Genomic DNA, 13,227 nt, shown 5'->3' on the forward strand with positions numbered 1-13,227 from the left:
GGTCTCGATCCCCGCCCGACTGGTCTCGATCCCCGCCCGACTTACGAGGTGACTACGGTGCAGCCGGTCCGTGCTGCGGACCGGCTGTCCGCGTCCGAGATCAACGACGTCCTCGCCCTGGCCGCCGCGGCGGCCGAGGCGGACGGCGTCCACCCGCTCTCCGAGGACGTCGTCCTCCGGGTCCGCGGCGACGCGCCCCACCCCGGCGTGCACCTGCTCTCCTACGCGTCACCCGAACGTCTGGCCGGGTACGCGTACGTCTCCGAAGGCTCCGGCGAACTCGTCGTCCACCCCCAGTTCCGGCGCCGCCGCCACGGCACCGCCCTGCTCGCCGCCGCAGGCACCGGCCCCCTCAGCTTCTGGGCGCACGGCGACGACCCCGGCGCCGCCGTCTTCGCCGACCGCAACGGCTTCACCCGCGCCCGAGTCCTCTGGCAGATGCGCCGCTCCCTGCTCGAGCCCCTGCCCGAGATCCCGTTCCCGCCCGGCGTGACAGTGCGCCCCTTCCAGCCCGGCACCGACGAACAGGCCTGGCTCGACATCAACGCGCGCGCTTTCGCCCACCACCCGGAACAGGGCCGCTGGACCCACACCGACCTGCTGGCCCGCGAGGCCGAACCCTGGTTCGACCCGGCCGGCTTCCTGCTGGCAGTCCCCGACCCGGATCAGCCCTCCGCCCCGGGCCCGGCCTCCGGTTCGGGTTCCGCTTCGGGCCTGGCTTCGGGTTCGGGTTCCGCTCCGGGCCCGGCCTCGGGTTCGGGTTCCGCTTCGGGCCCGGCTTCGGGTTCGGGTTCCGCTTCGGGCCCGGCCTCCGGCTCGGGTTCCGCTTCGGGTTCTGGCGCGGCCTCGGGCTCCGGCAAACTCGCAGGTTTCCACTGGACGAAGATCCACCCCGCTGAGGGCACCGACCCGGCGATCGGCGAGATCTACGTACTCGGCATCGACCCCACCGGCCACCGCCGCGGCCTGGGCGCAGCCCTGAGCGTCGCGGGTCTGACCTACTTGGCGGGCCGAGGCCTGACGATCGCCAACCTCTACGTGGACGAATCCAACGAGGCAGCCGTGAAGCTCTACCGGCGCCTGGGCTTCCAGATCCACAAAACCGACATCAGCTACCAGCGCCCGTAACCGAGCTCTCCCACACCCCCTTCGTACCGCGCCGGCCTCTCGACCGGAACGATCATCGAACCACCCCAGCGACCCGGTCCACCGCAATCTCAGCGGATGCTGCCCACGCTCGCCCACTCAGCTGCCGCCGACCCCATCAGCCGGCCGGTTAGTGGCGATCAGCGCCAGCTGTCACTGGTGGTTGTCGGGGAGCGGTGTGGGCAGCCATGGGTGACAGCCGGTTCGGGTCTTGCTGGCTGGCTGTCGCTGGTGGTTGTTGGGGAGCGGTGTGGGCAGCCATGGGTGACAGCTGGTCTGGGTCTTGCTGGCTGGCTGTCGCTGGTGGTTGTTGGGGAGCGGTGTGGGCAGCCATGGGTGACAGCCGGTTCGGGTCTTGCTGGCCGGCTGTCGCTGGTGGCTGTCGGGGAGCGGTTTCAGCAGCCACCAGTGACAGCCCGGCCGGCTGGCTCCTGCTTGCGATCCTGACAAAGAGGGCCCCGGCCACTGCGAGCGCAAGCCGCGCCCGGCACCGGCCGATGGCGTTTGCGCGGGCGAAGCAACCCGAGGCAGTCCGCGCCCAAGGGGTGTTGGCTGAAGATCGCCAGAGGGAAAAGCGCCGGCACGAGGAAGCTTCGACACGGATGAACCTGGGGCGCCGGAGGCCGGCCCCGCACCGCGCTGGAGGCCCGCACCGCGCTGGAGGCTGGAGGCCCGCACTGCGCTGAAGGCCCGCACCGCACCGACGGCCCGAACCGCGCCGGAGGGCCCGCACCACCTCGGAAGCCCGCACCGAAGCGCAGCTCCGAAGCACCGCACCCAAACCCGCACCCCCCGCCACGCCTGCGCGGGTTCCTCCCATCCGGCATGGCGCAACAGACCCGCGGGGCAGCCGCACAAAACACGGTCATCCACCGCGACGACCCCCGCCCCCGGCAACCGGCCGCCAGCTGATCGGAAACCGGCCCGCTGTGGCCTCGGTAACAAGCACACTGTGAGTCAGCTGGAAGATCCACCAGGTAACAACGGCGCAGGAATGATAACGGCGAGGACAACGGTATATCTCGCGGAGGTCACGACCGTCCGTATTTTTCCGACATTCCGGATGGCAAGGGCGCGGTTCACTTAACGGACAACTGGCGCTTCGGGGATGGCTACCTTCTGGGGTTTACCTGTTCACCCTCAGTTCATTTGTGACCGGCTAACCGGTCACTTCGCGCTCTTAGCTTTCCCAGTGTCAGCCGGGAGCGACCGGTTGATGTGTCAGCCGGTGAGTCTCCGGCTGCAGATACCCGAAGGGACAACCGTGAAGCTCCAGCGGTCCGGTTTCGTGGCCGGCATTGCTTTGACTGCGACGATCGCACTCACCGGGTGCGGCTCGGACAACGAGGCGCCGGCGGCGGAGGGTGGCGCGTCTGCCGCCCCCGGTAGCTGCGTCAGCGGCAGCCTGACGGCGCAGGGCTCCACCGCCCAGAAGAACGCCATGGACGAGTGGATCAAGGCGTACCAGACCCAGTGTGCCGACGGGAAGGTCGACTACCAGGGCACCGGTTCCGGTGCGGGTATCGAGGCCTTCATCGCCGGTACCGCCGACTTCGCCGGTTCCGACTCGGCCCTCAAGGAGGACGAGCAGCCGCTCGCCGACGCCAAGTGCGTGGGTGGCAAGGCGCTCAACCTTCCGATGGTCATCGGCCCGGTCGCGGTCGTCTACAACGTCGAGGGCGTCGACGGCCTGCAGCTGTCGCCCGCCACCCTGGCGAAGATCTTCGACGGCAAGATCACCAAGTGGAACGACGCGGCGATCGCCGCCGAGAACTCCGGTGCGAAGCTTCCGGACGCCACCATCGAGTCGGTGCACCGCTCGGACGAGTCCGGCACCACCGACAACTTCACCAAGTACCTGAGCAAGACCGCCGAGGCTGACTGGCCGCACGGCAACGCCAAGGCGTGGAAGGCCAAGGGCGGCACCGGCGCGGCCAAGTCCGACGGTGTGGCGAGCAAGATCAAGAGCACCCCGAACACCATCTCGTACGTCGAGCTCTCGTTCGCCGAGAACAGCGACCTCCAGATGGCGAAGATCAAGAACGGCGCCGGCGAGTACGTCGAGCTGACCGGTGAGAGCGCCGGCAAGACCTTCGAGAACGCCACCGTCAAGGGCACCGACGGCGACCTGGCCCTCGAGCTCGACTACGCCACCACCACCCCGGGCGCGTACCCGATCGTGCTGGTGACCTACGAGATCGCCTGCAGCAAGGGCTCTCCGAAGGCCAAGGAGATCCAGTCCTTCCTGAAGTACACCTCGAGCACGGCCGGCCAGACGGCCCTCGCCGAGCTGGGTTACGCCCCGCTGCCCGAGACGCTGCGGACCAAGGTCGAGGCCTCGGTCGCCACGATCTCCTGACCCTTCGTCAATCCCTCCGAGACGACAGCGAGCGCGCAGATGGGTGACAACCCCTCCCGCTCGGTGAACGCCACCGCCGGCGACCTGGGTGTGACTTCTGATCACGCCCGGGGCGCCGGCTCCGGTGTGTCCCCGAGCAGCTACCAGGAGCCCCCGCAGGGTGGCGGTGGCGCCCTGCCCAAGAAGGCACGGTTCTCGATCGAGACAGGTTTCCGTGGCCTGTCCACGGCCGCGGGTGCGATGGTGCTGGTCATCATCGTGGCCATCGCGGTGTTCCTGGTGTCGAAAGCGGTGCCGGCCCTGCAGGCCAACACCGCGAACTTCCTGACCGAGAAGACCTGGTTCCCGAACGACACGGAACCGGTTTTCGGTATCGCCGCGCTCGCCTTCGGCACGGTGCTCAGCTCCGTCATCGCGCTCGTCGTCGCGGTGCCGATCGCGCTGGCCATCGCGCTGTTCCTGTCGCACTACGCGCCCCGCCGGCTGGCCACGCCGCTGGGCTTCGTGATCGACCTGCTGGCGGCCGTGCCCAGTGTGGTCTTCGGCCTCTGGGGACGGGATGTCCTGCAGCAGCCGGTCCGGGACTTCTCGGTCTGGCTCAACAACTACTTCGGCTGGCTGCCGATCTTCGGCGGCGAGGGCCCGTTCGGGCAGTCGATCATGCTTGGTGGCCTGGTGCTGGCGATCATGGTGCTGCCGATCGTCACGTCGCTGTCCCGCGAGGTCTTCCAGCAGACCCCGGGCATGAACGAGGAGGCGGCACTCGCCCTCGGCGCCACCCGCTGGGAGATGATCCGGACCGCGGTCCTGCCGTACGGCAAGCCCGGTGTGATCGCCGCCGTGATGCTCGGCCTCGGCCGTGCCCTCGGTGAGACCATCGCCCTGGCGCTGACCCTCGGCATCACGTTCAACATCTCGTTCAACCTGATCGAGAACGGCGGCAACTCGATCGCCGCCAACATCGCGAACACCTTCGGTGAGGCCAACGCCACCGGACGAGGCGCCCTGATCGCATCCGGCCTCGTACTCTTCGCGATCACCCTGGTGGTCAACATGACGGCGCGGGCGATCATCTACCGCCGTCGCGAGTTCCGGGACAGTGCCGCATGAGCCTTCTCGAGCAGGAAGCTGCCGGCGTCGTGATGACGCCGGACAACATCCGGACCAAGCAGCTGCCGATCGCCGTCAACCTCGGTGTCGCCGCCGCCGCACTCGTCGTTTCCGCGGTGGTCGTGCTCGGCACCGGCATCGGCAACTGGGTGCTGGTCCTGGTGCTAGGTCTGGTCGCCTACCTGGTCGGCCTCTTCTTCGCCGCGAGCCGCGTCGAAGGCAAGCGGGCCGCGAAGAACCGCACCATGCAGTCGCTGATCTACGCCGCCTGTGTCCTCGCGGTGCTGCCGCTCGCCTCGGTGGTCTGGACCCTGGTCTCCAAGGGCTTCGAGCGCCTGGACGGCAACTTCTTCAGCACCTCGATGAACAACATCAGCGCCCGGGATCCGCAGGGTGGCGCGTACCACGCCATCATCGGCACCCTGGAGCAGGTCGGCATCGCCACCCTGATCGCCGTGCCGCTCGGCGTGCTCGGCGCGATCTACCTGGTGGAGTACGGCCGGGGCCGGTTCGCCAACACGGTCCGCTTCTTCGTCGACGTCATGACCGGTATCCCGTCGATCGTCGCCGGTCTGTTCATCCTCTCCTTCTGGGTGCTGATCGTCAGCCCGTGGTTCAACGACGGGAACCCGCGCTTCTCCGGTTTCGCCGCCTCGCTGGCGCTGACCGTGCTGATGCTGCCGACGATCGTCCGCTCGACCGAGGAGATGCTGCGCCTGGTGCCGGGGCCGCTGCGGGAGGGCTCGTACGCGCTCGGCGTACCGCAATGGAAGACGATCCTCAAGGTCGTCCTGCCGACCGCCCTGCCCGGCATCGTCACCGGTGTCATGCTGTCCATCGCGCGTGCCGCGGGTGAGACCGCGCCGGTCCTGCTCGTCGCCGGTGGCGCCGCCGCCATCAACTTCGACCCGTTCGCCGGTAACCAGCAGTCGCTGGCGCTCTTCGTGTACCAGCAGGCGGGCGACGCCTCCCGGTACGCACCGGCCCGGGCCTGGACGGCCGCGCTCACCCTGGTGGCGCTGGTCCTGATCCTCACCATCGCCGCCAAGCTGCTCGCCCGTCGCAACAAGCTGTCCCGTTAAGAGGTGTCATCAATGGCCAAGCGCATCGAGGCGAGCAACGTCTCCTCCTACTACGGCTCGTTCAAGGCGATCGACAGCGTCTCCATGACGGTCGAGCCGAAGACGATCACCGCCTTGATCGGCCCGTCCGGCTGCGGCAAGTCGACGTTCCTGCGGTCGATCAACCGCATGCACGAGGTGCTGCCGGGCGCCCGGATCGAGGGTCGTCTGACCATCGACGACCAGAACATCTACGACCAGGACGTCGACGTGACGGCCGTACGTCGCATGATCGGCATGGTCTTCCAGCGGCCTAACCCGTTCCCGACCATGTCGATCTACGAGAACGCGGTCGCCGGCCTCAAGCTGAACGGCGTCAAGAAGAAGTCGCTGCTCGACGACGCCGCCGAGAAGTCGCTGCGTTCCGCGAACCTCTGGGACGAGGTCAAGGACCGCCTCGACCGTCCCGGCGCCGGCCTCTCCGGCGGCCAGCAGCAGCGCCTCTGCATCGCCCGCACGATCGCCGTCGAGCCCCAGGTCGTCCTGATGGACGAGCCCTGCTCCGCGCTCGACCCGATCTCCACGCTGGCGATCGAGGACCTGATGTTCAAGCTGAAGGACCGCTTCACGATCATCATCGTGACGCACAACATGCAGCAGGCCGCCCGCGTCAGCGACAAGACCGGCTTCTTCTCGATCGACAAGACCGGCGACCCGGGGCGCCTGATCGAGTACGACGACACCCAGAAGATCTTCAGCAACCCGTCCCAGAAGAAGACCGAGGACTACATCACCGGCCGCTTCGGCTGATCAATCACGGTCACAGGGCCGGTCCGGCATTTGCCGGGCCGGCCTTTCTCATGGGCGGACGAGCACCGGCACCCCCGCCGAAGCCACCCCGTCCCGTCCGCTCCCGCCACCTGACGGTCCATGCCCCGGCGCTTCCCGCCGCCGGCCCCGGCGTGTGCCGCCCGCCGGCCCCGATGTTTCCCTCCGCTGGCCCCGGCGTCGGCAAGGAGGCAGCGGGCCAGCCGGGGGCCGGTGCTGGCGGCGGGCGCCGACGGAGGGACGGTGCTGGGTGGGCTGCGCTGGGGCCGGGCGGCGCTGTTGATCTGCTAGCGGTGCGAAATCGCGGTTTCAACCCCTTGATCACAGCGATTTCGTAGCGCTAGCAGATCAACATCTCGCCAGGCACAGCGCGCGGCGCCACCGCGGCTGGTAGCGCGTGTCAGCCGGGGATCTGGAAGGTGACCTGGCCGTCGGGGTTCACGTCGATCCGGGGCTGGACCGGAGTGCCGGCGTCCCGGTGTGCGGCCGCCGCGACCACTTCCTCGATCGTCCCGCAGGCGGCCAGCTGACGCAGGGTGTGCCGGGTGGGTGGCAGCATCGGCAGGTCGTCGGCGTCGCCGGGGTCGATCCACGCGGTCCGGTCGGCCTCGCCGGACACGTCCTGGGTGTGCTGTGCCTCCGGCAGCAGGGCCGCGAAGAACCAGGTGTCGAACCGTTTCGGCTCGAACTCCGGGGTGATCCACCGAGACCAGGGCAGCAGCAGGTCGTCGCGCAGGCGCAGGCCGCGGCGTTCGAGCAGGTCGGTCATGCTGAGCTCGCGGCCTTGCACGGCAGCCCGGTCGGCCTCCCACCCGGCGTGCCAGGCCGAGTCGACGGACCCGGCGGAACCGGCCGCACCGGACCCGGCCGCACCGGACCCGGCGGAACCGGCCGCACCGGACCCGGCCGCACCGGACCCGGCGGCACCGGAACCGGCGGCATGAGCGGAATCGGCAAGGTCGGTGGGGGCGGCCGAAGCGGTGAGGCCGGCGACTGTGCGGTCCGGTTCGGTGTGGGGGCCGGCCAGCAGGACGCCGGTTTCCTCGAAGAGTTCGCGGGCGGCGGCGCCGACCACGGCGTGTGCCTGGTCCTCGGGTACGCCGAGGCGGGCGGCCCAGTCGGTGCGGATGGTGGCGGGCTGGTCGGTCGGGTCGACGACGCCGCCGGGGAAGGCGTACACGCCTCCGAAGACCATGGTGGTTACACGTCTCAGCACGTACACCTGGAAAGCGGAACCGGACGGCCGCAGCAGGACCACCGTGGCCGCCGGCCGGGCCGTCGCGGGCGGGCCGGTGAATTCGCGGGCCCGTTGCAGCATCGCGGGTGGGAGGACCATGTCGTCGGGGGAGGGCGGCATCGAAGCGGTCACCTGTCGATCGTCCCACCGGGGGCGGCTGGGGCGATACGGTATCGATCATGAACGGACAGAAGGTGCGCTGGGGCATTCTCGGCCCCGGCGGGATCGCCAGCACATTCGCCGCCGACCTGCCGCTGGTGGAGGGTGCCGAGCTCGCCGCCGTGGGATCGCGTTCGAAGGCGAGCGCGGAGGCGTTCGCGCAGCGGCACGGTTTCGCGCGGGCGCACGGTTCCTACGCGGATCTCGCCGCCGACGACGGTGTGGACATCGTGTACGTGGCGACGCCGCACGCGTTCCACCTGGACGCCGCGCTGCTCTGCCTGGAGGCGGGCAAGGCGGTGCTGGTCGAGAAGCCGATCACGCTGGATCTGGCCAGCGCGGCGCAGCTGATCCAGACCGCGCGGGACAAGAACATCTTCCTGATGGAGGCCATGTGGATGCGCTGCAACCCGGCCATCCGCAAGATCGCCGAGCTGGTCGACGAGGGCGCGATCGGCTGGCTCAGCGCCGTGCACGCGGACTTCGGGCTGCAGGGCCCGTTCGACGCGTCGCACCGGCTGCGTGACCGGGAACTGGGCGGTGGCGCGCTGCTCGACCTCGGCGTCTACCCGATCCATCTGACGCATCTGCTGCTCGGCACGCCGTCGACCGCGCACGCCTGGGCGCATCTCACGCCGGAACGGGTGGACGAGAACACCGGTGTGCTGCTCGGGTACGACGCCGGCGCGGTGGCCGCCCTGACGTGCAGCATCAACGGCGCTAGCCGGAACGCGGCGTCGATCACCGGCACCGACGGCCGGATCGACCTGCCGAGCGGTTTCTTCGTGCCGCGCAGCTTCGTGCTGAACCGCCCGGACCGGGAGACGGAGACTTTCGAGTTCCCGTTCGAGGGCAGCGGCTACCAGTTCGAGGCGGCCGAGGCGCAGCGCTGCTTCCTCGCCGGTGAGTTGGAGAGCCCGCTGGTCTCGCACGAGACGACGCTCGAGGTGATGGGCCTGCTGGACGCCCTGCGCGAGCAGATCGGCGTCTTCTACTGAGTACCGCTCCTGCGCGCGGACGGGTGCCGTCCGCGCGCAAGTGAGCGGGAGGACGGCACCCGCGCACAGGAGAGCGGGGGGGCGGGCCGCCCGCTCAGAAGAGCGGGCGCACCACCACGTAGATCAGGCAGGCGATCAGGGCGGCGGCCGGGAACGTGGTCACCCAGGCGATGATGATGTTGCCGGCGACGTTCCAGCGGACCGCGCTGAGCCGCTTGGTGGCGCCCACGCCCATGATCGCCGAGGTGATGGTGTGTGTGGTCGAGATCGGCGCGTGCAGCACGAGCGCGTTGAAGTAGAGCACCGAGCTGGCGACCGTCTCCGCGGCGAAGCCCTCGGCCGGCCCCAAGTCGATGATCTTGCGGCCGAGGGTGCGGATGATCCGCCAGCCGCCGGAGTAGGTGCCGAGCGCCAGCATCGTCGCGGACGCCCAGTAGACCCATTCCGGGATGTGCGTCGCGGAGCTCTGGTATCCGCCGGTGTAGAGCGCCAGCACGACGATGCCCATCGTCTTCGCCGCGTCCTGGATGCCGTGACCGACCGCCATCGCCGCGGCGGAGAACGTCTGCGCGAGCCGGAAGCCCCGGTTCAGCTTGCCGGGATGCCCGCGCCGGAAGATCCACATGATCGCGACCATGAAGACGAAGCCCAGCATCAGGCCGACAACCGGTGAGACCACCATCGGGATCAGCACCTTGTTGACGATGTTGCCCCACTGCACCTCGCCGATCGACGCGATCAGGGTGGCGCCGACCAGGCCGCCGAAGAGCGCGTGCGACGAGCTCGAGGGCAGACCGAAATACCAGGTGATCAGGTTCCAGGCGATCGCGCCGAGCACGCCGGCGAAGACGATGCCCAGGCTGGGTACGCCGACCGGCAGCTCCACCAGGTCGTCACCGACCGTCTTGGCGACCTCGGTGCCCAGGTGCGCGCCCACGAAGTTGCCGACCGCGGCCATCAGCAGCGCCACCCGCGGAGTGAGCGCCCGGGTGCTGACGCTCGTGGCGATCGCGTTGGCGGCGTCGTGGAAGCCGTTGGTGTAGTCGAACACCATCGCGGCGATGATCACCGCCGCGACGGCGACGAATGCGGGATCCAAGGCTTAGGACTCCTTGACCGCGATGGTCTCGACGGTGTTCGCGACGTGCTCGAACGCGTCGCAGGCCGCCTCGAGCTCGTCGACGACCTCTTTCATCTTGAGCACCGTGAGAGCGTCGTACTCACCGGAGAAGAGGCGCACGAGCAGCATCCGGTAGGCCCGGTCGCCGTCGTTCTCCAGCCGGTTGATCTCGATCCAGTACTCCTCGAGGCCCTTCATCGAGCGCAGCCGGGGCATCGCCTCAGCGGTGATCTTCGCCTGCTGGTCGAGGACGGTCACCAGCTCGTGCATCTCCCGGGGCAGCGACGGCAGGTCGGTCAGCCCGTAGAGGTAGAGCAGGTTGCCGGCCGCCTCCAGGTGGTCCATCACGTCGTCGAGTTGGGAGCCCAGCGAGTAGATGTCCTCCCGGTCGAACGGGGTGATGAAAGTGGAGTTGATCTTCTTGTAGAGCTCATGGGTGATGGAGTCGCTGTCGTGCTCCACGTCGCTGAGCCGGTCCGACACCGATTGCACGTCCACACCGGGCAGAGCCAGCTCGTTGAGCAGCTCCGTCCCCTTGACCAGGTTGTAGGCGGCCTTGGTGAAGAGCTCGTAGAACACGCCCTCGACCGGGCGGAAGGAAAACTTCACGGCGTGGACCTCTATCGACGGCTCTTAGTTGGATCTCCGTTGGCATGCTATCGGTCCACGCTGGTTGACCCGTTCGCCACGGTCCTAAACGGTCTCGTGACGGCCGGTCGTGCGGCGGGCGTTGGGCCGGGGCGTGGCACGGCGTACCGCCCTGGTCGGAAGGTGTGGCATCGGGGTGCTGGAGACCGGGTGCCGGCGCAGGTGCCTGGCGAGCCCGGCGAGGTCGGTGTCGGCGATCACGTCCACGCCTGCCGCGCCGAGCTCGCTCCAGACGGCGGCACGGGCCCGGCGGGGACCCTGGGACAGGCCCGAGATGCGTACCGTCCGGCCGTCCTCGTGTGCGGCGCGGATCATGGCGTGCAGCTGGTGCCGTTCCTCGGCGGTGATCGGGTCCAGGCCGTCCCAGCCGAACAGCCGGGTCCACGGCTCGCTGATCGTCGGGACCAGGGTGGGTGGCGCCGACCAGGAGCCGAGGTCGTCGAAGGTGCCCTCGGCGAACGCGTACCTGTCGTCCTGGGCGGCGAGCAACTCGCGGACGTCGACGATCCCGGCCACCGTCACGGTCACCGCGCCCGGTGTAAGGACGCCGTCGCGGCACCGGCTGAGCAGGCTCGCGTGGTCGCGCAGCTGCTGGTCGAGCATCCGATAGGCGCGGAAGAGCGTCTCGGTGTCCCGGCTGGGCCCACCGAACTCGATCACCAGCCGGAACGGGGCCCGCTGGTCGCGCCAGAGCCGCCCGGACCCGGCCTGTGCGCGGGTGAAGAGTGGGGCGAGGACCAGCCGGCGCAGCGTACGCCCGGGTTGCGGGGTGCCCGGCCCGAGGAACAGCTCGCCGTGCGGTCCCGGCACCACCGGAACCGTCATCCCGGTCAGGCCGAGCTTGAGCACCGCGGGCAGCGGATCGGCGTCGGTGTCCCGCAGCAGCCCGTGCCCGGCCGTCAGGCAGGGGCGGGACCGGCGGCGCACCACGACCGAGACGGCGCCACCGGCGCCGGCGAGCCCGGCCAGGCTGCCCGCGATAGTCGCCACGTCGCGCACGGTTCACCATCCCGATACATCCGATTTGCGTGTTTTATACTGTGGCACAGGTGATACCCGGAGCCGGTCATCTCGCGCAGAATTCGTCCATGCCGTCTGCGACCGGGTTCGAGTTCGAGGCTCAGCGCCCATACCTGATCTCCGTCGCCTACCGGATGCTCGGCAATCGCGCCGAGGCCGAGGACGCGGTGCAGGAGGCCTGGCTGCGCTTCGCCCAGCAGACCGAGGAGATCCGGGACCCGCGGGGCTGGCTCACCACGGTCACCGCGCGGATCTGCCTGGATCAGCTCAATTCGGCACGTGTACGCCGGGCGGCGTACCCCGGGCAGTGGCTTCCGGCGTACGTGGTCGACCCGGTCGCGGGCCCCGCCGAACAGGCCGAACTCGCCGATCAGGTGAGCGTGGCCCTGCTCGTGGTCCTCGAACGGCTGACACCCGAGCAACGGGTGGCGCTGGTGCTGCACGACGCGTTCGCGGTGCCGTTCGAGGAGGTCGCCACGGTCCTCGACACCACGCCCGCGGCGGCCCGGCAGCACGCCTCCCGGGGCCGTCGCGCGGTCGCCGCCGGCGGGGTCCGGCACACCGCCGGTCCGGCCGAGCAGCGCCGGGTGCTCACCGCGTTCCTGACCGCGGCGCAGAGCGGCGACGTGCACGCGCTCGCCGCCGTGCTGGCACCCGACGTGGTGGCGATCAGCGACGGCGGCGGCCTGGTCCGTACCGCGATCAACGTGGTCGGCGGCGCCGACAAGGTGGCCCGCTTCTACGTCGGGCTGCTCGGTCGCAAACTGGCCGGGTTCACCGACATCAAGGTCGATCCGGTGGAGGTCAACGGTGGTGCCGCGATGCTGCTGCGCGGCACCCGGCCGGACGGGCAGCCGCTGCTCGCGGTGCTCACGGTCGCGGTCGACGAGGGCCGCATCACCGGTCTGTTCAACCAGCAGAACCCGGAGAAGCTGTTACTGGGTGACCTCTGACAGGTGCTTGCGGTAGTGCGTGGCGAACGGCTCCGAGCCGTCGCCCAGCGCCACCATCAGGTGCTCCGCTGCCGCCCGGGCGTGGCCGACCAGGTCGTCCGGGTAACCGAAGGCCTTGCGGTGCTCCGCGAACTCGTCCTCGTCGCGGAGCTCCACGAGACCGGTCTCCCGGCGGCGCACCGCGTCCAGGTCGAGATCGACGATGTGCACGGTGTCACCCTCCCAGCGCGCCGGGGTGGTGATGTCGCAGTAGACCTCACTGGTCCGCGGCGGCGGGTTGAACATGCCGGTCCACCACGCGTAGTGCGGGATCAGCAGCACGAACGGAATCTGCTCCACCGAGGGCCGGCCGTGGTAGACAGAGGCTGTCCCGCGGGTCACACCCACCCAGATGCCCAGGTCGTCCTCGGCCAGTCGGCGTGCCGGGTAATCACGATGAGCCGAACCGTCGTACTTCGTGTAGATGACCCGGACCATCTCGCTCGGCATGAGGTGCACCCTAGCGGTGGTCCGGTTCTGTCGGTGGTGGCGGGTACGGTTCCTGCGTGCCCGCAGCAACCCGAAAAAAGGTGACCGCCGGAGAGCTCC

12 protein-coding genes are annotated in these 13,227 nt (G+C 69.4%); 7 read left to right on the forward strand and 5 right to left on the reverse strand.

Annotation, left to right across the window (positions count from 1 at the left end; all coding sequences use genetic code 11):
- The first annotated feature begins 57 nt into the window (after nucleotides 1-57).
- The 5 genes from mshD (at nucleotide 58) to pstB (ending at nucleotide 6,486) form a co-directional block, all read left to right on the forward strand.
- Nucleotides 58-1,128 carry a mycothiol synthase gene (gene mshD, locus LPA41_RS02080; RefSeq protein WP_229067862.1) on the forward strand — a complete coding sequence of 357 codons (1,071 nt, stop codon included), beginning with the start codon at nucleotides 58-60 and terminating at the stop codon, nucleotides 1,126-1,128.
- A 1,282-nt stretch (nucleotides 1,129-2,410) separates the two neighbouring features.
- Nucleotides 2,411-3,505, forward strand: coding sequence for a phosphate ABC transporter substrate-binding protein PstS (gene pstS / locus LPA41_RS02085; RefSeq protein WP_229067863.1), 1,095 nt, complete (start codon nucleotides 2,411-2,413; stop codon nucleotides 3,503-3,505).
- A 39-nt stretch (nucleotides 3,506-3,544) separates the two neighbouring features.
- A complete protein-coding gene (gene pstC / locus LPA41_RS02090; RefSeq protein ID WP_229067864.1) occupies nucleotides 3,545-4,615 on the forward strand; it encodes a phosphate ABC transporter permease subunit PstC in 1,071 nt (356 codons plus the stop codon).
- A gap of 32 nt (nucleotides 4,616-4,647) precedes the next feature.
- The gene (gene pstA, locus LPA41_RS02095) at nucleotides 4,648-5,697 is read left to right on the forward strand and encodes a phosphate ABC transporter permease PstA (protein WP_374238106.1); all 1,050 of its coding nucleotides are present in this window, start codon (nucleotides 4,648-4,650) and stop codon (nucleotides 5,695-5,697) included.
- Nucleotides 5,698-5,709: 12 nt separating this feature from the next.
- On the forward strand, nucleotides 5,710-6,486 hold the full coding sequence (pstB, locus tag LPA41_RS02100) for a phosphate ABC transporter ATP-binding protein PstB (RefSeq protein ID WP_229067866.1): 777 nt from the start codon (nucleotides 5,710-5,712) through the stop codon (nucleotides 6,484-6,486).
- Nucleotides 6,487-6,904: 418 nt separating this feature from the next.
- Here pstB and LPA41_RS02105 read toward each other — a convergent pair whose 3' ends face one another.
- Nucleotides 6,905-7,840 carry an NUDIX hydrolase gene (locus tag LPA41_RS02105; protein ID WP_229068100.1) on the reverse strand — a complete coding sequence of 312 codons (936 nt, stop codon included), beginning with the start codon at nucleotides 7,838-7,840 and terminating at the stop codon, nucleotides 6,905-6,907.
- An 80-nt stretch (nucleotides 7,841-7,920) separates the two neighbouring features.
- Between LPA41_RS02105 and LPA41_RS02110 the strand changes: the two genes are divergently transcribed.
- On the forward strand, nucleotides 7,921-8,898 hold the full coding sequence (locus LPA41_RS02110) for a Gfo/Idh/MocA family protein (RefSeq protein ID WP_229067867.1): 978 nt from the start codon (nucleotides 7,921-7,923) through the stop codon (nucleotides 8,896-8,898).
- A gap of 94 nt (nucleotides 8,899-8,992) precedes the next feature.
- Here the strand turns inward: LPA41_RS02110 and LPA41_RS02115 are convergent, their stop codons facing one another.
- The 3 genes from LPA41_RS02115 to LPA41_RS02125 form a co-directional block, all read right to left on the reverse strand.
- Nucleotides 8,993-9,952 (reverse strand): anion permease, encoded by a 960-nt coding sequence (locus tag LPA41_RS02115; RefSeq protein WP_374238107.1) that lies wholly within the window; start codon nucleotides 9,950-9,952, stop codon nucleotides 8,993-8,995.
- Nucleotides 9,953-10,000: 48 nt separating this feature from the next.
- Nucleotides 10,001-10,627, reverse strand: a complete 627-nt coding sequence (locus LPA41_RS02120) for a DUF47 domain-containing protein (RefSeq protein WP_229067869.1) — start codon at nucleotides 10,625-10,627, stop codon at nucleotides 10,001-10,003.
- An 84-nt stretch (nucleotides 10,628-10,711) separates the two neighbouring features.
- Entirely contained in the window at nucleotides 10,712-11,656 is a 945-nt protein-coding gene (locus tag LPA41_RS02125) for a hypothetical protein (protein WP_229067870.1), read from the reverse strand.
- A 98-nt stretch (nucleotides 11,657-11,754) separates the two neighbouring features.
- Here LPA41_RS02125 and sigJ point away from each other — a divergent pair, with 98 nt between their 5' ends.
- Nucleotides 11,755-12,639 (forward strand): RNA polymerase sigma factor SigJ, encoded by an 885-nt coding sequence (sigJ, locus tag LPA41_RS02130; protein ID WP_229067871.1) that lies wholly within the window; start codon nucleotides 11,755-11,757, stop codon nucleotides 12,637-12,639.
- Here the strand turns inward: sigJ and LPA41_RS02135 are convergent.
- Nucleotides 12,622-13,128 carry a DUF402 domain-containing protein gene (locus LPA41_RS02135; RefSeq protein WP_229067872.1) on the reverse strand — a complete coding sequence of 169 codons (507 nt, stop codon included), beginning with the start codon at nucleotides 13,126-13,128 and terminating at the stop codon, nucleotides 12,622-12,624. The two genes, sigJ and LPA41_RS02135, sit on opposite strands and share 18 nt — an antisense overlap.
- Nucleotides 13,129-13,227: the final 99 nt, after the last annotated feature.

The organism is Actinoplanes sp. DH11, assembly GCF_020873875.1.
GTDB lineage: Bacteria > Actinomycetota > Actinomycetes > Mycobacteriales > Micromonosporaceae > Actinoplanes.